We start from the raw sequence: 25,874 nt of genomic DNA, 5'->3' as shown, positions 1-25,874 counted from the left end.
ACCTTAATAGAAGCTGAAAATCGCATAAAAAACAATGAAAAACGAACAACGCGGTATAGGTACAACTACTCCATGTCTGATTCCGACAATAAGTAAGACGGATGCATCTTGCCTGTCGGCTCGTAGAATTCATCTTTCTTATAGGTAAATCCCAGCTTCTGCAGCAGCCGTTTGGATACACCATTCTCTGGATGATGTCCTGCGAAAAGTGCATGAACACCCAATTGCTCAAATGCATAGCGGATAACAGCCTTCCCCGCTTCGAGTGCATACCCTTTCCCCCAGTGATCTCTGGTCAGGTGGACTCCGAATTCATAGATTTTCTCCTCTGGTGCATAAGGACGTAATCCGCAGCACCCTACGAACACACCTGTTTCCTTATTAAAAAGCGGCCAGTACTGCACCTCCATCTCCCGCTGCCGTTCCATTTCCTGCGCGAGTCTGGCTTCGATCTCATCCTCGCTCATGAAACCCTTGCTGCTAATCCACTTCGTCACCTCGGGATCCCCCCAAAGTGCAGAAGCCAAGGGTCGGTCCTCCTCGCTCCAGGTGGAGAATTGAAGACGTTCCGTTTCCAGAATTGTTTCTCTGCTCTTCACGCCTGTTTTATTGGTTTGATCCATAATCCTACCCCTCCTGCTTCTAAGCATGCTTCTACGAATGACTCTATTATAAATTACTCGTATAGCTTCTCTCATAAACAAAAGGATGTAATATTAGAAATAACAGGCTGTGACTCTATTCATACATTCATCTAAATTATCTCATCATAAATAAGAAAAGCCCCTGTCGACATATTGTCCGACAAGGGCTTATCAAAGCATGCTGCGTTCATTAGAAATCAGATGTTGCGATTTGGATCGTACCGGTCGAAGCGCCTGCAACCGTAGTTAACAAGGCAGCAACGAGCAGCAAATGAACCGACAACGTGAGGCTGTTACCTGCAGGAATCGTATATGTGATCACGGGTGCATTGACACGAGTTACAACCAGGTCTACCGGAGCAGGTCCAAAGTTGTTGACAGTGATGCTGGCATTAGTACCTCCAAACAGATTTTCGTAATACGATTTCCCTACACCAGCAGCCAAGCTGTAAAACTGTTGTGGTAAAAGGATGGCCATTGAAATCACCTCCTTTTGCTTTGATACGGTATTCTATGTTTGGAATCTAGCATTGTAACGGTAAATTGACCGTGGAACTACGTCCATTTTGATAGAATTCATAGTTTATATAGGCCACTAACACAAAAAAGCCCCAAAGGAATCGACACAAGATGTGTCTGCCTTCAGGGCCTCATGATTATGCATATAACATGAAAAAGTTTAACTCATGTCCTTGTTGCTTAAGATAGTTGTACAACTGGGAACGATGATGGAACACATGGGTTACCGTCTCAATTTGCCATTTCACCTGTACATGCCCATGTTCCATATAAAAGGCAGTCGTAGACCGATTCAACAGATCTTCTTCACTCAGTGATACGATGTACGCTTTGTACGTTTCAAAATTGCGCCACAGGACCGCTTCCAGCTGTTCAATATCCTCAATACCAGATAAACTATTTTCTATTGTTCCAACTTCCGCTTCACTTTTCTCCTGCATGATGGCAAGGTCAGATGCCGTAATCTGGATCCAGTGGTGAACCAGCTCCACCAGTGAACGCATGTTTTCCTGAGGGCGATAAGCCCAGTCTTCCGGACGAATCAGGCGAATCAGGGAAGCTCCGGTCCGTACACCTGTCTCCAACTCATCCAACAAATGATCCCGAATTTGCATTGTTCCATTCATCGTTCATGTCTCCTTTATTATAATTCTCGCATTTCCAGTATAAACGAAGTCTCGTCTGATCTATTGTACTTTTCGGACAGCATCCGGCGATGCTCTTTGGCCGCGGTAAGCGGCGTTTCTCCATACAACTTGCGAAATTGCCGAATCAGATGTGCCTGGTCAAAAAATCCATGATTCTGAGCCAGTGCTGCCCAGTCCGTACGCTGCCCCTGATGGATTTCTCTCAGAACACAGTGAAATCGAACCACCTCGCTAAACCGTTTAGGGCTGATCCCCACCCATTCACCGAACTTGCGATGCAGCTGCCGCTCACTCACAACCTCTCGGCTGGCCAGCTCTTTCACACTCATCCGTCCACCGTTCACAAAGATTCGGTGCATGGCATTTTTCATCAAATCTTTCTCATATGTACTTCCATCCCCAGATAATAGGCACAAATACGTCTTCATGACCTGCACCCTCTCTTCAAAATGCTTGGTCCCAGCCATTCGCTCGCGAAGCTCGTCGATGTTAGCTGGCCAGCATTCCTCCAAGGGGATGCGCCTGTCCGTGAAGGATTCCAGCGGCAAACCGTGAAAGTGACGTGCCCCACCGGGAAAAAACCGAACACCAAAGGTGTAGTCCGCAGGCGGGTTGACCTCTACACTCACTGGAATGGCAAACGGCTCGGTATAATTGCCACAGTAGGCAAAAGAATGCTGCTGAAGAACAGCATCATATGTTATCAGAATATCCGTACAACCATCAGGTAATACTCTGCCGGGCACACTCTCTAAAGGATTGTAACCAGCATAAGAAGTAGTCCCCGATTCCCAGAAGCAAGCGATATGGGCTGTCATCGGGTGAGACGGTGGTTGTTCTATGTAATAGGTGTGTACATCGGTCCCATTAATCTGGATTGGCCTGAACAACGGGTGCAGCCTGGCGTCCACCGAAAACTCCCCTCCCAAACGCAAGGATAACTAACTTTTTCAATCACTCTACTATTTTCTCTATCATACCATCTCAAGAATAATTTAGGAAAAAGAGTGCCCTACCGGAGGACAATCCGATAGGGCCATTCACACATCTATTTAACACGAGAAGGGGCTTACAAGATTGATATTACCTTCAATACCTTAAGTGAATCTGAAATTGAGATGAAAGTTACATCAAATATTAGATTGCCTGCAAGCAGTCTCCCATCCTTCTGTCATCAAACGAAACAAAAAGACCCCAAAGAGAAGCCACTTGTTCAAGTGTACATCTCTCGGAGTCTTCTTCTACTCATGGATATGAGTTGCTAGATGGTTCATAAAGGTTGTTAAACCTTTATTACATCATGCCGCCCATTCCACCCATGCCGCCCATATCAGGAGCGCCAGCAGCGCCTGCAGGTTCTGGCTTGTCAGCGATAACCGCTTCAGTAGTCAAGAACATAGCCGCTACGGAAGCTGCATTTTGCAGCGCATAGCGAGTTACTTTCGCAGGGTCAACGATTCCTGCTTCGATCATGTTTACCCATTCGCCAGTAGCAGCGTTGAAGCCCACGCCCACTTGCTCTTTTTTCAGACGTTCCACGATGACAGAACCTTCTTCGCCAGCATTAGCAGCGATCGTACGGATTGGTGCTTCCAGTGCTTTCAGCACGATGTTAACACCTGTTTGCTCGTCACCGGACAGTGCTACACCAGCAACCGCTTGATATACGTTCAGGAGCGCAGTACCACCACCGGATACGATACCTTCTTCAACCGCAGCGCGAGTTGCGTTCAGGGCATCTTCGATGCGCAGTTTGCGTTCTTTCAATTCAGTTTCAGTAGCCGCACCGACTTTGATTACTGCTACGCCGCCGGACAATTTAGCCAGACGCTCTTGCAGTTTCTCTTTGTCGAACTCGGAAGTTGTTTCTTCCAGTTGTGTACGGATTTGGCTAACACGTGCATCGATATCGGATTTGTTACCAGCACCGTCAACAATGATTGTGTTTTCTTTAGTTACACGGATTTGGCGAGCTGTACCCAGTTGTTCCACAACAGCGGATTTCAGGTCCAGACCCAGTTCTTCCGTGATCACTTGGCCACCAGTGAGGGCAGCGATATCTTGCAGCATTGCTTTACGACGGTCACCAAAGCCAGGAGCTTTAACCGCTACAGCGTTGAATGTACCACGCAGTTTGTTCACAACCAGCATCGCGAGTGCTTCGCCTTCGATATCTTCAGCGATCAATACGAGTGGTTTACCTTGTTGTACGATTTTCTCAAGCAATGGCAGGATGTCCTGTGTGCTGGAGATTTTTTTGTCTGTGATCAGGATGTACGGGTTGTCCAGAACAGCTTCCATTTTGTCCGTATCTGTGATCATGTATGGAGAGATGTAACCGCGGTCGAATTGCATACCTTCAACCACTTCCAGCTCCGTTGCGAATCCACGGGATTCTTCAACAGTGATTACGCCGTCTTTGCCCACTTTTTCCATAGCTTCAGCGATCAGTTCGCCTACTTCTTCGTCAGCTGCAGAGATAGCTGCAACTTGTGCGATGGATTGTTTAGTTTCAACTGGTTTGGAGATGGATTGCAGTTCAGCAACAGCCGCTTTAACTGCTTTGTCGATCCCTTTGCGGATACCGATTGGGCTAGCGCCTGCAGTTACGTTTTTCAGACCTTCTGTGATCAGTGCTTGAGCAAGTACAGTCGCTGTTGTAGTACCGTCACCAGCAACATCGTTTGTTTTGGTTGCTACTTCTTTAACCAGTTGTGCACCCATGTTCTCGAATGCATCTTCCAGTTCGATTTCTTTAGCGATGGTTACACCGTCATTCGTGATGAGCGGGCTTCCGAATTTTTTCTCCAAAACCACGTTACGGCCTTTAGGACCGAGCGTTACTTTTACTGCGTTAGCCAATGCATCCACACCGCGAAGCATGGAGCGACGAGCGTCTTCACTAAATTTAATGTCTTTAGCCATGGTAAGAAAACCTCCCTAGTATATTGTAAAATGATCTTGCTATATGGTTCGGTTAACCGATTAAATTTGAATTAGTCGAGAATCGCGTGGATATCGCTCTCTTTCATAATCAAATATTCTTTACCTTCGAATTTGATTTCTGTTCCGGCATATTTGGAGAAGATTACGCGATCTCCTTCTTTCACTTCCAGAGCTACACGTACGCCGTCTTTCAGTGCACCCGCTCCAACGGCAATAATTTTGCCCTCTTGCGGTTTTTCTTTAGCAGAGTCCGGAAGTACGATCCCGAAAGAAGTTGTTTGCTCTTGCTCCAGTGGTTCTACCAATACGCGTTCACCTAAAGGTCTGATCATGAAAAATAGCCTCCTTTTGAAATTATATAACGTTGCATTGTAGGTTGTAGCCATATGTATTAGCACTCGACAGTGTTTAGTGCTAACAACCAACTTTATGATACTCAACTTGAAGCATGATTTCAAGTCCTTTTGAAGAATTCATGCGAGAATTTACGCTGCATTAACATCAGGACATCAAAACAGCGTGTTCAGCACCGTACCTCTTGTTGCGTAACCCTGTTACCGAGTCACCAATTAGCTGTAACGGAATCACTAAACAGCCCTTCACCATTGTATCCATTGCTGGACAAAATATGCCTGCCTGTCCCAGAACACAGATCTCTCCGCAATTGATTATACCGAGCATAGTCTAATTGAAAGCTGCAAGAACAAGAGCACAGGAAGGTTCACTTAACCTGCGCTCTGCTCATTGTTGGCACGTACATATCTGGCCTCTGCCGCTTCATCGGCCGCAAGCTGCTTGCGGTATACGATGGCAGACAGAAACACACTGATCTCATATAACAGGAGTAACGGAATCATAACAAGCAGATCGGATATGAAATCCGGCGGCGTCACAACAACTGCGATGAAGATCAGGACAAAATAAGCCACCCGCCGCATCTTTCGCAGACGGATTGGATTCAATATCCGAAGCCCTGTCAGAAACATGATGAGCAGCGGAAGCTCGAATAACAGCGATACCGGCAGCACAATTCCAAACAGGAAACTGAAATACTGTTTCATTCCATAGGTCTCCACAAGCCCCATCTTCTCCGTAATCGTGGAAGTGAAAGCGAGTGCCATTGGAAATACAACATAGTACGCAAAGGCCAGTCCAACCAGAAATAACAAAAATACATAAGGCACATACTTCAGTGTCGCTTTCCGTTCACGGGGCCGCAAGCCTGGACTTACAAACTTCCAGATCTGAAACACCGTAAAGGGCAGTGTAATAATCAATGAAAACAGACCGGCAATCTTCATATAGATCCCTATTCCATCCCAGAAGGAGAAGGCATGCAGCACAAACCCCTGAGCCGATTCCGCCTTCGTTAAATAGCGGTACACCGGATCTGCTACGAAGAATCCTGCCACCAGGCCCAGCACAAAAACGCTTAACACATAGATCAGCCGCTTGCGCAGCTCGCTCAAATGTTCCGTAATGGTCATTTCTTCATTCTGCTGCGTCATTCCTGCCCTCCATTATTGCCAGCTTAAAATACAAAACCCTTCCGGCAGGAAGGGATTTCTCATTCATTGCCGTCAGGTTACTCCGGCAGACGCTTGTCTACAGGCTTGGGAGCGGTCTCAGGCTCACTATCCACTGCCAGCGGCTTGGATTTCTCCTGCTCTTTGCGATTGGACGAATCATCCTCAGAGATGATTTCACGTGCGCCCTCTTTGAATTCACGGAAAGTACGTCCGACAGCACGTCCCAGTTCCGGGAGCTTGTTAGGTCCAAACAACAATAAAGCGATCACGGCCAGCAAAATAAAACCTGTTGGTCCAATGGAACTTAACATTGATATTCCTCCTCGTCTCAAGCTTCGAAGATGCGTACACTTGGCCCTACACTCATAGATGGATCTGCTGTAATTTACAATTAAGCCCATCATACCACAGATGTAACCACTTACATAACCCGCAAAATCAACTAAGGAGTATAAAAGAAACGATTTTTAACTCTACATCTTTCCGGGTTGATTGCCGTTATTGCTTAAATTGCCCTGTAACCATCAGGAGCGCTTCGGGAAGCTGATCCATAATCGCAGCCAGATGCTCATGCACACCCTTCGGTGTACCCGGCAAATTGACAATCAACGTACGTCCACGAATCCCGCACACGCCCCGGAACAGCATGGCGGAACGATTTTTGCTCATAACGCTGTATCGCATCGCTTCTGCCATTCCCGGAACTTCACGTTCAATAACCCGACGCGTGGCTTCCGGTGTAATATCACGAATCGCCAGCTCCGTACCTCCGGTTGTTAGTACAAGGTCGGCATGAAAATAGTCTGTCATCTCAATCAAGGCCGCAATAATCTCATCGGGTTCATCCGGAACGATGCGGTATTCCACGATCTCCCCACCCAGTTCCTCTTCCACTAGCTCCCGGATTACTTGTGCACTCGTATCCTCACGTTCCCCGCGGGCCCCTTTGTCGCTGGCTGTCAGGATTGCTGTTCTCCACACCATAAAGATCACCCTTCTCCTCTATGAAAATAAATGTCCCTTATCGGTTGAAATCACCGTTTTTGCCACCACTTTTGGATTGCAGCATCGTTGGTCCGATAATCATGTCTTTTTGCAATGCTTTGCACATGTCATAGATCGTCAGTGCCGCTGCTGAAGCCGCCGTGAGCGCCTCCATCTCGACACCGGTTTTGCCTTCTGTTTTGACCGTGACCTGAATCGACAATTCATCCAGTCCATTGTCCTCAAAACGAATATCCACACCATTCAGTGCCAGTGGATGGCACATCGGAATCCAGTCTGACGTTTTCTTGGCGCCTTGGATTCCCGCGATTTGAGCCACGGCGAGCACATCGCCCTTCCCGATCCGTCCCTCCCGAATGGCTTCCAGTGTGGAGGGGTCCATCGTTACTTTGGATACGGCCACTGCCGTACGCACAGTTACTTCCTTGCCCGAAATATCCACCATACGGGCACGTCCCTGCTCGTTAAAATGTGTCAGCTTGCCTTCGCTCGAATCCGATCCATTCCTTGCATTGGAATTCAATACCATCACAACCCTTTATTCGATATGTAGTATACCTTCGGTTGTCATCAACAGATCCATACGCAGATCAAACGGGTCCATCGGAATTTCATCCTGCAGTTGTCCCGGCAAGACGAGTGCAGCGAGAAGCGGCCTTTTCCCTGCCTTGAAGCATTCTTCTTCAAGCTGCTCGGCAAATCGGTCATAATAACCGCCACCATAACCAATTCGTCCGCCATGAAGATCATATCCGAGGCCGGGTACAATGACGAGATCAATATTGGGCCATTCCTCACGCTGAAGCACCTCGCAGGTGTCTTTGGGCTCCGGGATCCCCCATACGCCAGGCTCAATATCGTGCTCTCCGGCCACTCGCCTTAATTCCATACGGTCCGGATTCGCCAGCACTTTCGGTGCAAACATCCTGTCGCCGTGCTTCCAGCCATCCTCAAACAGAAAGGCCGTGGATGCTTCGCTTCTATAAGACAAGTAGCTGAAAATCGTCAACCTCTGCTTGTCCTGCCGAAGTCGCTGCAGCTCCTGTTTAGCCACAAGACTAACTTCACTCATGGCGTGCTGCCGAATTGCCTCATCCATCAGATCACGACTCTTCATCAGTCTGGAACGAAGCTGGCTTTTGGGTTCCGTCCGGTCCTGCATGTTCCTGAATAACCTCCTGTTGATGTGGAAGGTAGTAAAAAAGCGTCAATTCAAAACAATTATATGTTAAGACCAGTTGTCGTCTCGTTGAAAAAATTAAAATGAGTGATTTTCTGCAAAATCCTCATATATTCACATGTCTTCTTTCAGTTTATCATTAGTTGAGCAAAAAGACTACACGCCGGGGCGCTCGTTATCGGTGCATTTGATCTGTATTTCATGTAAACTGGAATGTAGTTGAGTAATCAAGAACTGGACCTATGGAGGAACTTAATTATATGCTGCTGCAAGTATCCGGAATTATTAAACGTTATGGTGTCGATCCGATTCTGGACGGCGTGAACTTACAAATATTAGAACGTGAACGCATCGGACTCGTGGGCGTGAACGGTGCGGGGAAATCCACCCTGCTCAAAATCATTGCGGGCGAAATGTCCTATGACGGCGGACAGATTTTCAAATCGAAAGAGACAACCCTGGGTTATCTCGCCCAAAACAGTGGTCTGCAATCCGACCGCTCCATCTGGGAGGAGATGATGCATGTCTTCTCTCACCTGACCCAGGCTGAGGCTGAACTGCGGAAGATGGAACAGGATATTGCCGATCCAGCCCAGATGGAGGACGAGAAAAAGTACTCGGACCTGCTTGAACGCTACGCCCAGCGTTCGGATTGGTTCAAGGACCACGGCGGTTATGCCATGGAAACGCGCATTCGCAGCGTCCTGCACGGAATGGGCTTTGGCGAGTTTTCACCCGATACTCCGATTGCTACCTTAAGCGGCGGACAAAAGACACGTCTTGCACTTGCCCGCATCCTGCTTCAGGCACCTGACCTGCTCATGCTGGACGAGCCTACCAACTATCTGGATATTCCGACCCTGACGTGGCTGGAAGATTATCTAAGAGGGTATTCAGGGGCACTGCTCGTTGTATCCCATGACCGGTATTTCCTTGATCGGCTGGTGACTACCATTGTGGAGATCGAACGGCACCGCTCCAAAAAGTACACAGGGAACTACAGCCGTTATATGGAGCTTAAGGCTGCCGAGTATGAGAGTCAGATGAAACAGTACGAAAAACAGCAGGATGAGATCGCCAAGATGGAGGACTTTGTACAGAAAAATATTGTACGTGCATCCACGACAAAGCGTGCTCAGAGCCGCCGTAAAGCGCTGGACAAGATGGAACGTTTGGACAAGCCGATGGGTGACTTGAAGAAAGCTCATTTTTCTTTTGAGACAGCCGTCATGTCGGGTAAGGAAGTGCTTCGTGTGGACGATCTATCCGTCGCTTACGATGAAGCTTCGCCATTATTTCGCAATGTCTCATTCGATCTTAGACGCGGGGAAACGGTAGCGCTGATCGGACCGAACGGGATCGGGAAATCCACGATGCTGAAATGCCTCACCGGAAGCCTGCGCCCGGTAAGCGGCCAGATCCAGTGGGGAACCAAGGTACAGATCGGCTATTATGATCAGGAGCAAACGGGGCTAAACCCCAACAATACGGTTCTGGAGGAGCTGTGGAGTGCATATCCCGGCATGGAGGAAGCAAGAATTCGCACCGTGCTTGGCAACTTCTTGTTCAGCGGAGATGATGTACTCAAAAAGATCTCCTCGCTGAGTGGCGGTGAGAAGGCTCGTGTCTCCCTCTCCAAGCTCATGCTCAAGGAAGCCAACATGCTGATTCTCGATGAGCCTACCAACCATCTCGACCTTTTCGCCAAAGAAGTGCTGGAAGCAGCGCTCATGGATTATGAGGGCACACTGCTGTTCATCTCTCATGACCGATATTTCCTCAACAAAATGGCTGAACGGATCGTGGAGCTGCATCCTGGAGGAACAGAGCATTACCTCGGAAACTATGATGACTATATTGAGAAGAAGCAGGAGCTTGAGGACATCGCACGCGAAGCTGAAGAAGCAGCTCTCTCTTCCTCTAAGCGGTCTGTGAAACCAGATCAGGAACCAACCGAGAAATCTGGAGCCGCTTCATTCGAAGCTGACAAGCAGGCCAAGCGTGAGGAGCGTAACCGGCAGCGGAAACAGGAAGCAATCGAACAGCAGATTGCCCAGCTGGAAACGGAAATTACGGAGCTTGAATCCCAGATGGCCCTTCCAGAGGTATATCAGGATTACATGAAGCTGCAGGAGCTTCAGGGAGATGCAGAAGCACGGAAGCACCAGCTGGCCAAAGCGTATGAAGATTGGGAAATCCTCGCGCTTGAGTCTTGATTTCACACCTCGTCAGCATCCGTATTGGGCTCATGTGCAAGTTCAGTTAGTAAAAACAGAAATAGTAAAAGCCGACTCCTTAACCGGATCGGCTTTTTTGTTGTTTTTGCTTTAATATGAATCACTTCAGAGATTAATTTAGAGATTTTGCATTTGTCAAATTTACTCGAATTGTGAAAAAATATTTTTACTCTACTCCATTTCATGTTTATCCACAGGAAAGCAAGATAGCAAGCAGTTTAATGAAGTTAATTATACAGCGGTAGAATCGCATTTTTGAACAAAAACCATATTTATCCACCAAGTTATCCACGTTATCCACAAGTTTGTGGATATAATGGGTGTATACTATCCCCTAAACCCTTTTAGTTTCGAAAACATTGCTGGATTGACTTTGGTTCAGTTACCCACAAATTATCCTGAATATGTGGATAACTATAATCACACCTTGACAGATCGCTTTTTACTTATATAGATTAACCCACATAATCAGACAAAAGCAGACCTTCAGAACTAAGGTCTGCTTTTCAATTTCTGATACGTCACTTCACTCTTTACCTTGCTTATTCAACCTTTTCTATACGTGTACAGACTTGTCGCTTTCCGTTGACTCTGCCTTAAGTCCCGCAGCGTTACATGCTGCCACATAAGCAAGACCTGCTGCCATAACAATATCATTGTGCGTAGCCGTTCCTCTGAATTCCCGTCCTGCACGCTCCACAGCAACAGCCGCCTCTGCTGTCGCCTCTTCTCCTCCGCTCAGCGCATGGATTTCCATATCCACGAAGCTGATATCATCGGAAATGCTCTGACCGATCGCACGAATGGCTGCTTCTACCGGTCCGCTGCCAACGGCAGAATACGTCTGTTCGCCCGCACCTGTCCGGATCCGAACGGCTGCCATCCGGTCTGTCATGCTGCCTGCCGTTACCTGCAGTTCAACCAGCTCATAATCCTGCGCAGGAATGTTCATCGTTTGGCTGACCATTTGTAGCAGCTGATCGTCACTGACCACTTTTTGTTTGTCAGCCGTTTCCTTGAATACTTCGTACAGCTGTTCCATTTGCTGTTCATCCGGTTCGAAACCGTACTTGCGAACACGGTCTTTCAGAGCGTGACGACCCGAATGTTTCCCCAGAATGATCATGCTGCGCGGAATACCCAATGCTTCAGGATCCATGATTTCATAGGTGTTCCGATTCTTCAGCAGTCCATCCTGGTGAATTCCCGATTCATGCTGGAACGCATTGCGTCCGACCACCGGCTTGTTATAAGCAATCGGGAAGTGCATGGCCCGGCTGATCTGGCGGGACGTCTCGTATAGCTGATTCAATTGGATATTCGTTGTGGCACCAATGGCATCTCCTCTTGTCTCCAGTGCCATGATCAGCTCCTCCAATGCACAGTTACCTGTACGCTCACCAATTCCGTTGATCGTTACTTCGATCTGGGAAGCCCCGTTCGCGATCGCAGCCAAACTGTTGGCCACTGCAAGTCCCAGATCATTATGACAGTGGGCGCTATACCGTACTTGATCGCCACCTCTGGCCCCCTCGCGGACACGGCGGAACATCTCTCCGTATTCATGCGGCAGCGCGTAACCGACGGTATCCGGCAGATTAATGATGCTGGCCCCAGCTTCAATAGCAACCTCAATCATTTCGATCAGGTCATCCATCTTGGTCCGGGCTGCATCCATCGCCGTGAATTCCACAATGTCGGTAAACTGGCGTGCATAGGACACCATCTCACGTGCAGTAGCGACAACCTCACTGCGCGGACGACGCAATTGGTGCTCAATATGGATATCCGACGAAGAGATGAACAGGTGAATCCGGCGTCGTGCAGCATCAGCTGTTGCTTTCACTGCAGCATCTATGTCTCCTTTGACCGCACGGGCAAATCCGCAAATTTCCACATGTTGCAGTTGTCTGGATATCGCCTGAACCGCCGCGAACTCACCTGGGCTGGAGATCGGGAATCCAGGCTCAATGACGTCAATCCCAAGCGCAGCCAGCTGGTGAGCCAGCTCAATTTTTTGTTCAGGCTGCAGACTGGCTCCAGGTGCCTGTTCTCCATCACGCAGTGTGGTATCAAAAATCTCAATTTTCCGCTTGTTCATTTCCATTGTCATTATACTCCGCCTCCATTAATTTCAATGTATGTGTATTCCATGATAAACATTATCTATGCTGTTTTTTTCTCTCCTGAGTGCACGTCGACTTGCACTCCTGAATTCAATACCTATTCAACATTCAAAACGATGCTCTTCCACACCCACCCATTTGCTGCCGGCAGCAAAACAAATAACCCGCCATCTCATCTAAGAGACGGCGGGTTATATCCCCTCCGCGGTACCACTCTTGCTTGACGATTCCAGCTTGCGCCAGACATCATCCACCTCGTCGTCTCCAGGCTCAACATCACTGCGCTGTCCATAGCGCTGCTTGATGGATCAATCTGGAGAAACACCTTATAACGGTGGTCAGCCGTTGCTGTGTACACAGGACTTCCTGTTTCCACAGCTCCGTTCCCGGGCGAGATTCAAACGATTCCAGCCACTGCGTCGCACCACCCCGCAGCTCTCTGAGCGCTTCATCGTTTTACTGCTCCCGTTCATTACATTTATCGTATGTAGTAACCCTTTTGTTCAATCAAAAAAGCCTGCCATCTCTCGCAATAATGCAAGAGACGACAGGCTGTAACCATCGCGGTACCACTCTTGTTGACTTTCCATGCTCCCAAGGCAGCTACCGTATGCGTCCATACGGATCTATTTCCTCTAGGATGAAAAATCCCCTTTGTTATTGCCGAGTTCTTACCTGACATTCAGGTCATCTGCACAGCAACGGCCCAATCACGGAGGCAATCCGTAACGATGTACTTTCTCATGACCTGTTCGGCCTTCGGATCCTCCCAAGGAGTTTCCGTGTTCCATCGTTCCGCTTCCAGGCGAGTTTCAGGTTTCCTTCGACTGCGTTGCACCTCCCCGCAGCTCTCTATGACCCGGATTTACCTTACTATTCCTGTTCATTGCGTTTTCGGTTCAGGACTTCAATATCCTGTTTAAATTTGTAACTAATATACATTCTTCACATGCTGCTGTCAACTCTATAATTCAAATGTCCGGCTACACAGTCTGAACAGACCATGCTTCCAAGGATAATCCCGGATCTGCCTTGGCATCAAATTCCGAGATTTCACCCCGCTGCCATTTCAAATACGCGGCCGCTCCGATCATGGCTGCATTATCCGTGCAGTACTCCATCGGCGGAATCAGCAATTCGAGCCCTTCCTTGGCACATCGCTCCTGCAGAGCCGAGCGTAAACCGCGGTTAGCCGCAACACCTCCGCACAGCAGCAGCTGGCGTGATCCGTATTCACGAACGGCTCGCACCGCTTTCTCTACCAATACTTCCACTACAGCTTCCTGGAATCCGCGTGCAACAGCAGACGGTTCCAGCGTTTCTCCGCGCATTTTGGCCTGATTGAGGGCGTTCAGCACAGCAGATTTCAACCCACTGAGACTAAAATCGTATGAACCGGCTTCCAGCCATACCCGAGGTAAGGGTACAACCTTCTCTGCTTCAGACGCCATCCGGTCCACGTGAGGGCCACCCGGATATGGGCACCCCAACGCACGTGCTACCTTGTCATACGCTTCGCCTACGGCATCATCGCGTGTACGACCAATCAGTTTGAACTTGCCTTCGGATTCCATATGCACAAGCTCCGTATGTCCGCCAGACACAACAAGAGCCATTGCAGGGTACTGCAGCTCATGCGTAAGCCGGTTGGCATAGATATGGCCAGCAATATGATGCGTGCCAATCAGCGGTTTGCCCAAAGCCATGGCGAGTGTTTTGGCTGCAACGATTCCCACCAACAATGCACCCACCAGTCCGGGTCCCTGTGTCACGGCAATCGCGCTCAGGTCTCTTGGACGGATACCGGATTGTTCAATCGCCTGTTCCATCATCAAGGTAATCACTTCCACATGCTTACGTGAAGCGACCTCAGGCACCACTCCGCCAAACGCCTTATGTGTCTCAATCTGACTCGAGATCAGGTTGGACAGCACTTCCTGTCCATCCTTGACCACGGCAACCGATGTTTCATCACAGCTGGTCTCCACCGCCAATATATAGGATGGAGCTGATTGTTGTTTATCACTCAGTTCGTTCATGAATCCGTTACGCTTCCTTCCTCTTCGCCGCTCCGGCCTGCAGGCGGCAAATTCGCCCACATAATCATCGCATCCTCCTGATTGTCGGAGTAATAGCCTTTGCGAAGACCTGCCGATTCAAACCCTTTTTTCTCATACAAACGCTGGGCAACCAGGTTCGATACCCTGACTTCCAGTGTCATTCGCTCCATGCCGAGATATGCTGCTGTCTTCATAAGCTCATCCAGCAGCTTGTCCCCCAGCTTGCGACCCCGGTAAGCCTGTCTTACCGCAATGTTGGTAATATGGGCCTCGTCCATAATGGTCCACATCCCGGCATATCCAATAGCCCTGCCGTCCAGTTCCATGACCATATATTTGGCAAAATGATTATTTGTTAATTCGTTTCGAAACGCTTCTTCCGTCCAGGGCATCGTAAATGCCTCATGTTCAATCACCATGACATCCGGAATATCATTCAATGTCATGAGTCTGAACTGAAGTGCTGCATCCTGTATGCTGCTTTCCTTATCGTCCATCCGCTCGCCACCCTTCTTTCAGCCTTTGCGCAGTAGATTGGCTTCCGCTTCGGCCAGCTGGGTGTAGTTGGGCACCAGTGCGTGCACATCATCGCGCTGCCCTGCAAGCAGCGCTTCGGCGCCAAGGCGCCCGATCCAGCGGCCTTCCAGCTCATAGGGAACGAGCTGGAGCGCCGTACCTGCAGGGCAGCGAAGCTCAGCCGCTGCTGCCGCATGCGGGCCCGTCTCGCCGACAATCCAGACGGCTGCGGGCCGCTCTTCCGGCGCTGCCTCCGCCATGCGGGCGGCGAGGGCTTCCAGCCATCCGTCCATCAGGCGGATGGCATCTGGCGCGAGCCGCCGGGGCGCATCGCTCCCGGCGGAGGCAAACAGCGCGGTGTACGCCTGACCGCGCCGCGCATCCACAAGCGGAACGATCCAGTGGACAGGTGCGGCACCTGTGCCGCCCTGGTCCGCGGATGGCGTTCCGCCAGCCCCTGCTGCGGCAGGTTCATCTGCCGCAGCTTCAGCCTTGGCCGCGAGGCCGCGATGCCAGCCGCCCCACGCCATCGCCTGCAGGCTGGACACCCCGGCAACGGGGATGTCCCATGCCCAGGCGAGTGTCTTCGCCGCTGTTACCGCAATGCGGATTCCTGTGTATGAGCCAGGGCCGATGCCTACGGCAATGCCGTTGAGCTGACCAGGTGCAGTGCCGCTGGCTGCCAGCAGCTGCTCCATTACAGGCACGACGTGCACGGAGTGATTCCGTTCGGCACGTTCATTTCGCTCCTCCAGCAAGGCGTGATCTTCCATCACCGAGGCAGCCATCACCGCAGTGGACGTATCCAACGCCAAAAACCGCTGACGCGGCTTTTTTTGTAAATCTTCCATCATCATTTGACTCCATTCTGTCTGAACTGCCGGCACATGGCGGCATAAGTTTCACCGTATCCATCCAGCGTAATCGTGCGATCCTCCGGACCGGTTGTTTCGATCTGTACATGCAAATGGTCCTCCGGCAGCAGTTCGGGAATGATGCTGGACCATTCCACCAGACTGACTCCGGCTCCATAGAAGTATTCGTCCAGTCCAAGCTCGTCCGCTTCTTCCAGTGAAATACGATACACATCCATGTGATATAAGGGCAGACGCCCTTCATATTCCTTAATCAGCGTAAACGTGGGGCTGTTCACCACTTCACGTATACCCAGATGCCAGGCAAACTTTTGTGAAAATGCTGTTTTACCCGCACCCAAATCACCGTCGAGAGCAATGACCATTCCGGCCGTTGCTTGTTCGGCAAGTGCGGATGCAAGCGCTTCTGTATCTGCAATGCCATGGGATTGATACACCCACTGCTCATGCGTCTTATTCACTATACGCCCCACCTTTGGCGGTCAACCGCCTGAGTTCACTTTGAACCTTATTATATCGGTCCCTTTCTTCCCCCGCAAGCATCGGGGTTGCGAGGCAAAAGAGGAACTTACCCTTCACAAACTCAAATAAACCGGCACCTTTCGGCACCGGCCTTCCTAAGTCATCCTGCAATCTGACGTTACCCCTCTACTCCTCCAGGCGATCCACACGAACCGTCTGTGTATTACCCGGATTGCTGCCTACTTGAACGGTTGCCATTCCATTAGCCTCATCCACATGTTCGATCCAGACCGGATCCCCCTCAAGTTTCACGGCAATGGTATCTTTCGAATCGTAAATTGCCTTGGCGCGTTTCACATCCATCATCTTATTCATACTCTCCTTCCGGATCATCATGTGGTTCACGAATCATCGTGTCCGTCGTACTCTCACCAATATACCCGTTATCCTCCGTAACCTGACCTCCACCTAACCCTTCATTCACCATCCGGTCAATGTCGAGCATGAAGGACTCCCGATCAAGTGGCAGCTTTTCGGAAGTCACCGCTTCCCAGTTCACCGCAGCAGCTGGCGTGTAAAATTCTTCAGCATCCTCTGCCCCGGCAATGGGATATGGAGAAAAGGCATGTTTGTGCGCTTCTTCTTCATCCCTAGTGTTCTTCATTTCGGCACCTCCCAGCTTGTTCGATGTCTTACACTTCCTGACTCACATGCTTAAGACTCAATACCGTGTTCAAGCATGTTTCTGTTATCATCCCCCAGTCAGCCCGAACCATACGAATTCATCCTGTAAGCGATTATCCAGACACGGAAATGCCCATACTACATAATAAAAAAGGTACCTCGGAAAGGAGCCGACTCATGCATACGGTCTGGAAAGGTGCAATCAGCTTCGGTCTCGTGCATGTCCCTGTCAAAATGTTCTCGGCTACCGAAGACAAAGACATCTCCATGCGATATATCCATAAGGTCTGCGGCAGCCCGCTCGCTTATGTACGCCAATGTCCTTCCTGTGAGGTGGACGTGAAGTGGGAAGAAATCACCAAGGGTTATGAATACGAAAAAGGAAAATTTGTGCTGTTCGAAAAAGATGAGCTGGAGGCACTGAATGATTCGGCCAGCAAAACCATTACCATTCTGGATTTTGTGGATTTGACGGAGATTGATCCCATCTATTTTCAAAAAACCTATTACCTCTCTCCCGATCAGGCCGGCGGTAACGCTTATCAGCTGCTGATGACAGCCATGCGGGATACAGGCAAAATCGGCATCGCCAAGGTCTCCATTCGTTCCAAAAGCAGCCTCGCTGCCATTCGGGTTCTGGAGGATTGTCTCTCCATGGAAACCATTTTCTATCCGGATGAGATTCGTCCAGTCTCACAAGTACCAAACTTGCCAGAAGCTCAAAATGTCAATGATAAGGAATTGACGATGGCAAAGCTGCTGATCGATCAATTGTCGACACCTTTTGAACCCGGCAAATATACAGACGATTACCGCAATAAACTGCTGGATCTCATCAATCACAAAGTTGCGGGTGAAGAGATCAAGATTGCGCCGGCTAAACCGGAAGCGAATGTCATGGATCTGATGGCAGCCCTTCAAGCCAGCATTGAGGCAGTCAAGCCCATTCCTGCAGACCCGGGAGCAACAACTGCCAAACCCAAAAAACGCGCACCCAAAAAGACAACTGTGCAAGCCGTGGTCGGAGGCGATACCGAAGCAGCTCCAGCCAAAAAGAAAAGAGCAGCTTCCAAGACCAAATCATAACGAACAAAATCTTTACGATATGACCCGTCCGGCTCCGTTAGCCGGATTTTTTATTTTTATAGGCCCTCATATCCGCTAGTTCAGGTTTGCTCGAAACGTGAAAATACAATTGACGAAAGAAGATTTATATTTTATATTAACTTATGAAAAGTAACTTATTTATAATTATAAAGTTTAGCCTATAGGATCCGAAGCGAGAATGATCTAACGTACCTATCCTTGTTAATGCAATTTAGATGTGATGATCTCAAACTTATTTCATATGAGGAGGAAATGACGATGACTACCCCATACCAGATCCCTGCAACTACTCACTTGGGTGAAGTAAGCCTGCGAATAAGCAGCCTGGAGCGATCCATTCAATTTTACACCGAGGTGGTTGGACTTCGTTTATTGGAACGCCAGGATAAGGTCGCAACGATGACCGCTGATGGCAAAACGTCGCTGCTGCGCCTGGAAGAACTGACTGATGCGGTGACATTGCCTGTTCGCTCTCACGCGGGCTTGTACCATTTTGCCATTCTGCTGCCTGACCGCAAGTCCCTCGGGCTTGCACTCCGCAACCTCGCCGCCTCTGGCATTGAAATCGGCCAAGGGGATCATCTGGTGAGTGAGGCCTTTTATATTTCCGATCCGGATCAAAACGGCATTGAAATCTACGCTGACCGTCCGCGTTATACCTGGAGACGTGATACAGACAACAACTACGTCATGGCAAGCGATCCGGTGGATGTACAGAGCTTGTTCGACATCTCGGAGAATGAGCCATGGCATGGCCTGCCGGCTGGAACGGTTATTGGTCATGTACACTTTCATGTACGCAGCTTGGAAGAATCCCGCCGCTTCTATACAGGTTTGCTCGGCTTTGACATCGTTGGCAATTTTGCAGGCATGTCAGCCTTGTTTGTTTCCGCAGGTGGATATCATCACCATATCGGCCTGAATATCTGGGCAGGCACAGGTGCTCCTGTGAATCCGAAACAGGCTACAGGAATCGATTACTTTACCATCGTATACGCCGGACAGGAACAACTGCAGCAAGCGCTGGAACAACTGCGCACGCAAGGTGCTGCACTTGAAGAACTGGGCGGTCAATGGTTTACCATAGATCCGCAGAATATCCGTATACGGCTGGTTACAGCAGAATAAACGCGGTACTCCATCATTATTTGATTTTCCATTTCATACCAAGGAAGCTCGGACAGTGCACATCTCTTGATCCTTTGATTAGAGATGCCCTCGTCCGGGCTTTATTTATTATAAATATGGTGATTTTGGCGCATCCTAACCTAATATCCAGCTCGATCGATGAAGGAGAACCCACATGGTTGAAAAGGGACGTCTGACTGTAAGGCAGCTTGCTGCCTTAATGTTCCTCTGCACAATTGGTGAACAAATACTTGTATTTCCGGCCATGATCACCTCATTCGCCCACGAAGATGCTTGGATATCCGCTTTACTCGGTGTCGCCGGGGGTATGGGGATTCTGTCCATTTTTTTGGTCACCTATAAGCTTCACCCCAAACTCAATCTGATCGAAAATGCACTTCGAACATTCGGACCTTGGATCGGGGCCTTGTTCAGTTGTTTTTATTTGTTTTACTTTTTGATAAGCACATCGACATTTGTCAGAGAAATCGGTGATTTTATGTCTACCCAGATTTTGACCGAATCACCGCTCTTGGTTGTGCATCTGCTCTTTGTCTGCTCCCTCGTATGGGGACTCATATGCGGACTGGAGTGTATAGCCAGGAGTTCAGAGCTCCTGCTTCCCTTGGTCGTATTTTTTCTGGTTATTCTGACGGTTTGTCTGCTGCCTCACTTGAAGCTGGACAACATCCAGCCTGTTCTTGCCCATGGCTTGGTCGATCCATTTCGAGGCTTTATCGCTGTGCTGACTTATCCTTATTGCGAGTTGTGCATCTTCCTGATGCTATTTCCCTATGCCAAGAAGGAGCCACATTGGGAGAAGGATATTCTTCTGACAGGACTTATTGGTGGCCTGATGGTTACACTGACGCTGACCATTTGTCTGCTCGTCATGGGGCCATTCATGACGCAGCATCACTGGTTCGCCTCGTTTCAGCTGTCGCAAAAGATAAATATAGGCAATTTTCTGCAGCGGATTGAAGCCTTTATGGCATCTGTCTGGATTATCGCCGTTTATTTCAAAAGCATTCTGTTCTTCTACAGCTTTATCCTGGGGGTTACGAACCTGTTTCGACTGACAAGCTTCCGTTCACTGATCCTGCCTGCAGCTCTTTTGATTTTGGCCATGTCCATTCTGATCGCTCCGGATGAGGTCTTTTATCTCAAAGTCATTATCCCTTATTGGATTGACTGGGATCTTACATGCGGCATCGCACTTCCTGTGCTGCTTATTTTGGTACATAAATTAAAGTCTCGTGCTTCAAAACGCGAACGCTATAACAGGTAAGCACTTCTGATTACGTTTGCTCAATAATGCCACCCGAAAGGAGCCTGCACATGTTTAAGCCTCTGATCCCCTTTGAACCTATATCTCGGGACAAGATTCCAAACGGACCTAACTGGATTGCCCAGGTAAAATGGGATGGTGTGCGCATGCTTGCGTACGAGGATGGCAATGAACTCCGATTGATTAACCGCAGACTGCACGACCGGACAGTTCAGTATCCAGAGCTGGTCTCTGACCGCAATCTGTGCAGCGTCCCCTCCTACATTCTGGATGGCGAAGTGATTGCGCTTGACCCCGAAACGGGAAAACCTTCTTTTTACCATGTGCTGCGCCGGGACCGCATGAGCAAACCAGACGGGATCACCCAAGCCATGTACCGGATTCCAGTGACTTATATGGTTTTTGATATTTTGTACTGTGATGGAAAATGGGTCACCGATCAACCGCTTGCAGAACGCCAGCGTCTGCTGCATCGTGTCCTCAACCCAGGCTCACACGTTCAGGAGGTGACTAATACCTCCGATGCGGCTTCTCTGCTCACCGTTATGAGACAGCATCAGATGGAGGGGATTGTCTGTAAAGACCTGACAAGCACCTACGGTATCAATGGCAAGGATCAGCGCTGGCAAAAGGTTAAAATCATGCATGATCTATATGCCATGATTGGCGGGGTTACCTACCGGAGCGGCATCGTTAACGCCATTGCGGTTGGTGTATATGATGGGCCTCATTTTGTCTATATTGGTCATGTCGGCACAGGTAAACTGAACTCTGCCAGCTGGCGTAAACTGACCGAGGAAGTCGAACCGTTGATTCAAGAGGAGCGGCCGTTCCATAACGTACCTGAACGAAGCTCCGAAACGACATGGATCAAGCCCCAGATCGGAGTCAAAGTGCAATACATGGAACTGACCCAGCATCGCACCCTACGCCATCCGAGCATACAAGCATTCGCAGAAGTATCTCGGGAAGACTGTCTTGCCAGCCAACTCACGAATGGAGTGTAGTAAATGCGCGTGATATTGGCTTAGATCTATATCATGAAAGGAGGCGTCCATATGCCCCGTACGATCAAAGGTACCATTACCATCGAAGGAATAGAGCTTACTGTAACCAATCCGGATAAACTGCTGTGGCCTGAAGCAGGAGTAACGAAAGCCATCTATTTGCAGAAGCTTGCCGCTATTGCTCCCTTTCTGCTGACGTACACCAGGAACCGCCTCCTGACAACCATCCGATATCCGCATGGTGCAGGCGGTGAATTTTTTTATCAAAAAAATGCTCCTGAACCCATTCCTGATTTCGTACGTACCGAGATCCACGAAGGCATCCGCTATATCGTCATGGACGGTCTTCCGGAACTGCTGTGGCTCGGCAATCTGGCCGCCCTGGAGTTCCATCCCTCCTTACATGCTGTAGGCAGCCATCTCCCATGTGAATGGATGATTGATCTCGACCCCTCTCTTGAAGAAGAGCCGCGTATTATGCAGGCTGCTTTAATCGTAGGCGAAACGCTGACTTCCCTTGGCCTCCGTTCTGTACCCAAAACTTCAGGTGCCACGGGCATACAGATCATCGTTCCCATCCGTCAGGGCGTCACCTTTGATGAGCTGCGGGATATTGGTCATTTTGTCGGCAAGTACGTCACCCAGAAGCATCCGGATCTGTTTACACTGGAGCGGCTCAAAAAGGACCGCGGAGACCGCATTTATTTTGATTACCTGCAGCATTATGGCGGCAAAACCCTGGCCGCACCATATACACCTCGAGCCAAACCCGAGGGTACCGTATCCACCCCGCTTACGTGGGATGAAGTTCGGAACAATGTGTCGGTTAAGGATTATCACTTGATGAATATTGTGGAACGGCTGCAGCAGGTAGGTGATCTCATTGCCAGTGTTGAGCCGCAGCCCGTGGAATTAATTACGCAGCATCTCAAAAAGAAATAGCCGGCATCCCTCAAACCAAGGGCGCCGGCTATTTTTTCATTTGTTATTATAAGCTTCTTAGATCGGATAAGACTCGCTAATGGATACCTTTTTTCTTGAAACGTCCGCCCTTCACGTCATGAATGTTACCGATCGCCACAAAGGCCTGCGGGTCCCAATCTTCAACGATCGACTTCAGCTTCGCTTCTTCCAAACGGGTAATAACCACAAAGATAATTTTCTTCTCATCCCCGCTGAATCCGCCCTCTCCATCCAGGAAAGTAACGCCACGACCAAGGCGGTCTGTCAGTGCTGAACCGATATCCCGGTATTTCTCACTGATAATCCATACCGATTTGGACTGATCCAGACCTTCGTTGACGATATCAATCATCTTCATTGCAATATAATAGGCGATCATGGAATACAGGGCATTCGGCCAACCGAATACAAATCCCGCGCCTGCGAAAATAAACACGTTAATGAACAAAACGATCTGCCCAACCGACAGTGGTGATTTCTCACTAAGCAGGATGGCCACAATCTCCGTACCATCAAGCGATCCCCCGGACCGGATAACGAGACCCACACCGACCCCCAGGATCAATCCGCCAAAGACAGCCCCGAGCAGCGGTTCACCAGGCGTCAATGCAGGAACATGGTGCAATAATGACGTTCCAATGGACATGACAACGATACCGAGCAATGTGGACAGCGCAAACGTTTTACCAATTTGTTTGTAACCCAAAATCAAAAACGGCAAGTTGAGTAAGGTCAGGAAAATCCCCAGCGGCAGATGCGTAAGCTCTGACACCATAATCGAGATCCCCGTAATCCCACCATCAATTACACCATTGGGCACGAGAAATATTTCAAGTGATACGGCCATCAGTGCGGCACCAATCAAAATCATTACAATACGTTGCAGGAGCTTCAGCGTAAATACCGAGCTTTTTACACTCCGATCCGGCTTCGATGTTATTTCTTTAACCGTTACATTGGACATGGTATCCCCCCCGTTTGATCAATATGTGAATCAATTTCATAAATCATTTAAATACCAACGGGGAAACTACATATAGTAGAAAACGATCTCGCTTACCTCTATACGCACCCTTCTGTATAAGCATCTAAAGGCTATATGAAATGGATTCAAATATGTCTTAATTCAGGTGTACACTTCGAAAAGAGAGCAAAAGGGAGCCTGTTTCCCGCAGACTCCCCTCCTTCGCCAAGACATGATTTATATATTTATTATATCATAAAAGATCAAATTTGAGCAAAATAGTTAGCAAAAAGAAGATAAATTCAAAAAAAGTGAATTTATCTTCAGAAATTGAACCTAAAACGGCTAAAGCAGCGGAGAAAGCATGCGAGAAAGTATTTCCGCCCCTTTTTGCACTCGTGAACGCTCCTGAAATGCCTTCAGGTCGATCTTGCTGGACACCTTCAAATCCCGCTCAAAATCCCCGACCAAACGATCCATGGAGGATGACTCAAACAGCACGGCTGTCAGTTCGAAGTTGCAGAAAAAACTGCGCATATCCATGTTGGCTGTTCCCACAGTAGCAAGCAATTCATCGACAATCATTACCTTGGCATGTATGAACCCTTTCCGATATTGATAAAATTCCACCCCGGCCCGGAGCAGTTCCTCCACGTATGAGAGGGAAGCCAAGTGAACGAGACGGGAATCGGATTCGTACGGAATGATGATTTTAACGTCTACCCCGCTGACAGCTGCAGTTTTAAGCGCTTCATACAGGGCTGGATCCGGAATGAAATAAGGGCTTGTGATATAAATCCGGTCACAGGCAACCGAGATGGCCCCAAAACACATTTCCTGAATCGCATCCCATTCCTGATCGGGACCACTGGCCAAAATTTGAATTTTCTCATTTCCGCTGCATATATGAGGTGGGAACAGTTCCTTCAGCTGTGCTTCGGTTATCTGCTCGCCGGAAGCAAGCTTCCAGTCGTTAAGAAATGTATTTTGCAGAAAATAAACGGCATCCCCTTCCAACTGCATATGCGTATCCCGCCAGAACCCCATTTTCGGGTATTTCCCGAGATAATCGTCCCCCACATTAATGCCTCCTACGAATCCAACCTTTCCATCTACGACGATAATCTTCCGATGATTCCGGTAATTGACCCTGCGATCAATGGTGGCAATCAGCGGTGGAAGGAAGTAATGGAATTCCACCCCGGCGTCTTGAAGCTTACGGATGAAACCCAAGCTCATTTTATGGCTGCCCAGACCATCACAGATAAACCGGACTCTCACGCCCTCACGTGCCTTGCGAATCATGACTTCCTGGAATTTGGTACTGATTGCATCATCGCGAAAAATGTAAAACTCCACATGCAGATGATGCTTCGCCTTCTCCATTTCCCTTAACATGGCCGGGAAGGCCTCTTTCCCGTTCGTTAATACTCTGCTTCGGTTACAGCCCGTGATGGGGCTCTCCGACAGGTGGGACAGCAAATTAAACAGCCTTTGCTGATGCATAAAGCGATTGTCCGGCATTTCGGCTGCTTCCTTCACAATATGAGCCTGCTCCCAAATCGTATCCTTAATCTCCCTGAAAATTCTGGATCCGGCTTTGCGCACTTTTTTTCGCTTATTGAAATCCTGTGCCACGAAGTAATACACGATAAACCCAATCGGAGGCACGCAAAACAAAATAAACAGCCAGGCCACCGCTTTAGACGGATTTCTGAACTCCAATATGATAATGGTGGCTGCCTGGAAAATAAAAATAACTAAAATAATGACCAGCCAAAACATCCGGCTTCCCCCTTGATGACAATCTCCTGCTTTCTCTCTCACTTCAACAGCTTTGACGATAAAGCATACGGCTAATCATAGATACCCAATGTTAGGTCCATTCGTAACGTTCGCATAGATAAAACTTTACATACACAAACTACCCTTAGGCTTTTTTGTCCTCCGTTTCTTCAGAAATGGTTGTCTATTCTGACTGTGTTTG

General features: G+C 48.8%; 26 protein-coding genes and 2 other annotated features. Of the genes, 6 read left to right on the top strand and 20 right to left on the bottom strand.

Features of this window, described 5'->3' with window-relative positions:
* Window positions 1–65: 65 nt before the first annotated feature.
* The 11 genes from AC3WQ3_RS05145 to AC3WQ3_RS05095 form a co-directional block, all read right to left on the bottom strand.
* A complete protein-coding gene (locus AC3WQ3_RS05145) occupies window positions 66–623 on the bottom strand; it encodes a GNAT family N-acetyltransferase (RefSeq protein ID WP_492471616.1) in 558 nt (185 codons plus the stop codon).
* Window positions 624–834: 211 nt separating this feature from the next.
* Window positions 835–1,122, bottom strand: a complete 288-nt coding sequence (locus AC3WQ3_RS05140) for a hypothetical protein (RefSeq protein WP_154892607.1) — start codon at window positions 1,120–1,122, stop codon at window positions 835–837.
* A gap of 178 nt (window positions 1,123–1,300) precedes the next feature.
* Window positions 1,301–1,789, bottom strand: a complete 489-nt coding sequence (locus AC3WQ3_RS05135; RefSeq protein WP_154892608.1) for a DinB family protein — start codon at window positions 1,787–1,789, stop codon at window positions 1,301–1,303.
* 17 nt (window positions 1,790–1,806) lie between these two features.
* Window positions 1,807–2,721 (bottom strand): DUF6597 domain-containing transcriptional factor, encoded by a 915-nt coding sequence (locus AC3WQ3_RS05130; RefSeq protein ID WP_492471615.1) that lies wholly within the window; start codon window positions 2,719–2,721, stop codon window positions 1,807–1,809.
* A gap of 382 nt (window positions 2,722–3,103) precedes the next feature.
* A complete protein-coding gene (gene groL, locus AC3WQ3_RS05125) occupies window positions 3,104–4,735 on the bottom strand; it encodes a chaperonin GroEL (RefSeq protein ID WP_127538159.1) in 1,632 nt (543 codons plus the stop codon).
* A 71-nt stretch (window positions 4,736–4,806) separates the two neighbouring features.
* On the bottom strand, window positions 4,807–5,088 hold the full coding sequence (groES, locus tag AC3WQ3_RS05120) for a co-chaperone GroES (protein WP_090918205.1): 282 nt from the start codon (window positions 5,086–5,088) through the stop codon (window positions 4,807–4,809).
* A gap of 393 nt (window positions 5,089–5,481) precedes the next feature.
* Entirely contained in the window at window positions 5,482–6,264 is a 783-nt protein-coding gene (gene tatC, locus AC3WQ3_RS05115) for a twin-arginine translocase subunit TatC (protein ID WP_110821396.1), read from the bottom strand.
* A 77-nt stretch (window positions 6,265–6,341) separates the two neighbouring features.
* Window positions 6,342–6,596, bottom strand: coding sequence for a twin-arginine translocase TatA/TatE family subunit (gene tatA / locus AC3WQ3_RS05110; protein WP_492471614.1), 255 nt, complete (start codon window positions 6,594–6,596; stop codon window positions 6,342–6,344).
* Between the two features lie 187 nt (window positions 6,597–6,783).
* Window positions 6,784–7,269 carry a MogA/MoaB family molybdenum cofactor biosynthesis protein gene (locus AC3WQ3_RS05105; RefSeq protein ID WP_095289023.1) on the bottom strand — a complete coding sequence of 162 codons (486 nt, stop codon included), beginning with the start codon at window positions 7,267–7,269 and terminating at the stop codon, window positions 6,784–6,786.
* Between the two features lie 37 nt (window positions 7,270–7,306).
* Window positions 7,307–7,813 carry a cyclic pyranopterin monophosphate synthase MoaC gene (gene moaC, locus AC3WQ3_RS05100; RefSeq protein ID WP_336781102.1) on the bottom strand — a complete coding sequence of 169 codons (507 nt, stop codon included), beginning with the start codon at window positions 7,811–7,813 and terminating at the stop codon, window positions 7,307–7,309.
* 15 nt (window positions 7,814–7,828) lie between these two features.
* Window positions 7,829–8,452 (bottom strand): 5-formyltetrahydrofolate cyclo-ligase, encoded by a 624-nt coding sequence (locus AC3WQ3_RS05095; protein ID WP_336781103.1) that lies wholly within the window; start codon window positions 8,450–8,452, stop codon window positions 7,829–7,831.
* Between the two features lie 278 nt (window positions 8,453–8,730).
* Between AC3WQ3_RS05095 and AC3WQ3_RS05090 the strand changes: the two genes are divergently transcribed.
* Complete coding sequence (locus AC3WQ3_RS05090; protein ID WP_492471746.1) at window positions 8,731–10,686, top strand: ABC-F family ATP-binding cassette domain-containing protein; 1,956 nt, start codon at window positions 8,731–8,733, stop codon at window positions 10,684–10,686.
* Between the two features lie 577 nt (window positions 10,687–11,263).
* On the opposite strand, the gene AC3WQ3_RS05085 is transcribed toward AC3WQ3_RS05090, so the two are convergent.
* The 7 genes from AC3WQ3_RS05085 to AC3WQ3_RS05055 form a co-directional block, all read right to left on the bottom strand.
* On the bottom strand, window positions 11,264–12,820 hold the full coding sequence (locus tag AC3WQ3_RS05085; protein WP_492471613.1) for a 2-isopropylmalate synthase: 1,557 nt from the start codon (window positions 12,818–12,820) through the stop codon (window positions 11,264–11,266).
* A gap of 189 nt (window positions 12,821–13,009) precedes the next feature.
* Window positions 13,010–13,315 (bottom strand) — a binding site (T-box leader).
* Window positions 13,316–13,370: 55 nt separating this feature from the next.
* Window positions 13,371–13,729: a binding site (T-box leader), on the bottom strand.
* Between the two features lie 87 nt (window positions 13,730–13,816).
* Window positions 13,817–14,872 carry a tRNA (adenosine(37)-N6)-threonylcarbamoyltransferase complex transferase subunit TsaD gene (gene tsaD / locus AC3WQ3_RS05080; RefSeq protein ID WP_492471612.1) on the bottom strand — a complete coding sequence of 352 codons (1,056 nt, stop codon included), beginning with the start codon at window positions 14,870–14,872 and terminating at the stop codon, window positions 13,817–13,819.
* A complete protein-coding gene (gene rimI, locus AC3WQ3_RS05075; RefSeq protein WP_492471611.1) occupies window positions 14,869–15,390 on the bottom strand; it encodes a ribosomal protein S18-alanine N-acetyltransferase in 522 nt (173 codons plus the stop codon). The genes tsaD and rimI overlap by 4 nt, the downstream gene beginning before the upstream one ends.
* Window positions 15,391–15,408: 18 nt before the next feature.
* Window positions 15,409–16,260 carry a tRNA (adenosine(37)-N6)-threonylcarbamoyltransferase complex dimerization subunit type 1 TsaB gene (gene tsaB / locus AC3WQ3_RS05070; protein ID WP_336781517.1) on the bottom strand — a complete coding sequence of 284 codons (852 nt, stop codon included), beginning with the start codon at window positions 16,258–16,260 and terminating at the stop codon, window positions 15,409–15,411.
* A gap of 2 nt (window positions 16,261–16,262) precedes the next feature.
* Window positions 16,263–16,745: a tRNA (adenosine(37)-N6)-threonylcarbamoyltransferase complex ATPase subunit type 1 TsaE gene (gene tsaE, locus AC3WQ3_RS05065; protein WP_154892624.1), complete on the bottom strand. Its 483-nt coding sequence runs from the start codon at window positions 16,743–16,745 to the stop codon at window positions 16,263–16,265.
* Between the two features lie 187 nt (window positions 16,746–16,932).
* Window positions 16,933–17,109, bottom strand: a complete 177-nt coding sequence (locus AC3WQ3_RS05060) for an H-type small acid-soluble spore protein (protein WP_336781518.1) — start codon at window positions 17,107–17,109, stop codon at window positions 16,933–16,935.
* A gap of 4 nt (window positions 17,110–17,113) precedes the next feature.
* Window positions 17,114–17,410, bottom strand: coding sequence for a hypothetical protein (locus AC3WQ3_RS05055; protein ID WP_336781106.1), 297 nt, complete (start codon window positions 17,408–17,410; stop codon window positions 17,114–17,116).
* Window positions 17,411–17,607: 197 nt separating this feature from the next.
* Between AC3WQ3_RS05055 and ku the strand changes: the two genes are divergently transcribed.
* The 5 genes from ku to ligD all read left to right on the top strand — a co-directional run bounded on the left by ku (window position 17,608) and on the right by ligD (window position 22,902).
* On the top strand, window positions 17,608–18,516 hold the full coding sequence (gene ku, locus AC3WQ3_RS05050; RefSeq protein ID WP_492471610.1) for a non-homologous end joining protein Ku: 909 nt from the start codon (window positions 17,608–17,610) through the stop codon (window positions 18,514–18,516).
* 279 nt (window positions 18,517–18,795) lie between these two features.
* Window positions 18,796–19,665: a VOC family protein gene (locus tag AC3WQ3_RS05045; protein WP_492471609.1), complete on the top strand. Its 870-nt coding sequence runs from the start codon at window positions 18,796–18,798 to the stop codon at window positions 19,663–19,665.
* A gap of 175 nt (window positions 19,666–19,840) precedes the next feature.
* On the top strand, window positions 19,841–20,953 hold the full coding sequence (locus tag AC3WQ3_RS05040) for a GerAB/ArcD/ProY family transporter (protein ID WP_492471608.1): 1,113 nt from the start codon (window positions 19,841–19,843) through the stop codon (window positions 20,951–20,953).
* A 50-nt stretch (window positions 20,954–21,003) separates the two neighbouring features.
* Entirely contained in the window at window positions 21,004–21,960 is a 957-nt protein-coding gene (locus AC3WQ3_RS05035) for an ATP-dependent DNA ligase (RefSeq protein WP_492471607.1), read from the top strand.
* 51 nt (window positions 21,961–22,011) lie between these two features.
* On the top strand, window positions 22,012–22,902 hold the full coding sequence (ligD, locus tag AC3WQ3_RS05030; RefSeq protein ID WP_336781111.1) for a non-homologous end-joining DNA ligase: 891 nt from the start codon (window positions 22,012–22,014) through the stop codon (window positions 22,900–22,902).
* Between the two features lie 76 nt (window positions 22,903–22,978).
* Here the strand turns inward: ligD and AC3WQ3_RS05025 are convergent, their stop codons facing one another.
* Both AC3WQ3_RS05025 and cls read right to left on the bottom strand, forming a co-directional pair.
* Entirely contained in the window at window positions 22,979–23,887 is a 909-nt protein-coding gene (locus tag AC3WQ3_RS05025) for a YitT family protein (protein WP_154892630.1), read from the bottom strand.
* A 345-nt stretch (window positions 23,888–24,232) separates the two neighbouring features.
* Window positions 24,233–25,672 carry a cardiolipin synthase gene (gene cls, locus AC3WQ3_RS05020; RefSeq protein WP_154892631.1) on the bottom strand — a complete coding sequence of 480 codons (1,440 nt, stop codon included), beginning with the start codon at window positions 25,670–25,672 and terminating at the stop codon, window positions 24,233–24,235.
* Window positions 25,673–25,874: the final 202 nt, after the last annotated feature.

Source organism: Paenibacillus sp. FW104-T2, assembly GCF_058789975.1.
Note: the sequence above shows the minus strand (reverse complement) of the source record. Positions and strands in the feature narration are given on the sequence as shown.

Coding starts and splice junctions, on each gene's coding strand:
- AC3WQ3_RS05145 (WP_492471616.1), bottom strand. CDS start 623: ATGGATCAAACCAATAAAACAGGCGTGAAGAGCAGAGAAACAATTCTG.
- AC3WQ3_RS05140 (WP_154892607.1), bottom strand. CDS start 1,122: ATGGCCATCCTTTTACCACAACAGTTTTACAGCTTGGCTGCTGGTGTA.
- AC3WQ3_RS05135 (WP_154892608.1), bottom strand. CDS start 1,789: ATGAATGGAACAATGCAAATTCGGGATCATTTGTTGGATGAGTTGGAG.
- groL (WP_127538159.1), bottom strand. CDS start 4,735: ATGGCTAAAGACATTAAATTTAGTGAAGACGCTCGTCGCTCCATGCTT.
- groES (WP_090918205.1), bottom strand. CDS start 5,088: ATGATCAGACCTTTAGGTGAACGCGTATTGGTAGAACCACTGGAGCAA.
- tatC (WP_110821396.1), bottom strand. CDS start 6,264: ATGACGCAGCAGAATGAAGAAATGACCATTACGGAACATTTGAGCGAG.
- tatA (WP_492471614.1), bottom strand. CDS start 6,596: ATGTTAAGTTCCATTGGACCAACAGGTTTTATTTTGCTGGCCGTGATC.
- AC3WQ3_RS05105 (WP_095289023.1), bottom strand. CDS start 7,269: ATGGTGTGGAGAACAGCAATCCTGACAGCCAGCGACAAAGGGGCCCGC.
- AC3WQ3_RS05095 (WP_336781103.1), bottom strand. CDS start 8,452: ATGCAGGACCGGACGGAACCCAAAAGCCAGCTTCGTTCCAGACTGATG.
- AC3WQ3_RS05090 (WP_492471746.1), top strand. CDS start 8,731: ATGCTGCTGCAAGTATCCGGAATTATTAAACGTTATGGTGTCGATCCG.
- AC3WQ3_RS05085 (WP_492471613.1), bottom strand. CDS start 12,820: ATGACAATGGAAATGAACAAGCGGAAAATTGAGATTTTTGATACCACA.
- tsaD (WP_492471612.1), bottom strand. CDS start 14,872: ATGAACGAACTGAGTGATAAACAACAATCAGCTCCATCCTATATATTG.
- rimI (WP_492471611.1), bottom strand. CDS start 15,390: ATGGACGATAAGGAAAGCAGCATACAGGATGCAGCACTTCAGTTCAGA.
- tsaB (WP_336781517.1), bottom strand. CDS start 16,260: ATGGAAGATTTACAAAAAAAGCCGCGTCAGCGGTTTTTGGCGTTGGAT.
- AC3WQ3_RS05060 (WP_336781518.1), bottom strand. CDS start 17,109: ATGGATGTGAAACGCGCCAAGGCAATTTACGATTCGAAAGATACCATT.
- AC3WQ3_RS05055 (WP_336781106.1), bottom strand. CDS start 17,410: ATGAAGAACACTAGGGATGAAGAAGAAGCGCACAAACATGCCTTTTCT.
- ku (WP_492471610.1), top strand. CDS start 17,608: ATGCATACGGTCTGGAAAGGTGCAATCAGCTTCGGTCTCGTGCATGTC.
- AC3WQ3_RS05045 (WP_492471609.1), top strand. CDS start 18,796: ATGACTACCCCATACCAGATCCCTGCAACTACTCACTTGGGTGAAGTA.
- AC3WQ3_RS05040 (WP_492471608.1), top strand. CDS start 19,841: ATGGTTGAAAAGGGACGTCTGACTGTAAGGCAGCTTGCTGCCTTAATG.
- AC3WQ3_RS05035 (WP_492471607.1), top strand. CDS start 21,004: ATGTTTAAGCCTCTGATCCCCTTTGAACCTATATCTCGGGACAAGATT.
- ligD (WP_336781111.1), top strand. CDS start 22,012: ATGCCCCGTACGATCAAAGGTACCATTACCATCGAAGGAATAGAGCTT.
- AC3WQ3_RS05025 (WP_154892630.1), bottom strand. CDS start 23,887: ATGTCCAATGTAACGGTTAAAGAAATAACATCGAAGCCGGATCGGAGT.
- cls (WP_154892631.1), bottom strand. CDS start 25,672: ATGTTTTGGCTGGTCATTATTTTAGTTATTTTTATTTTCCAGGCAGCC.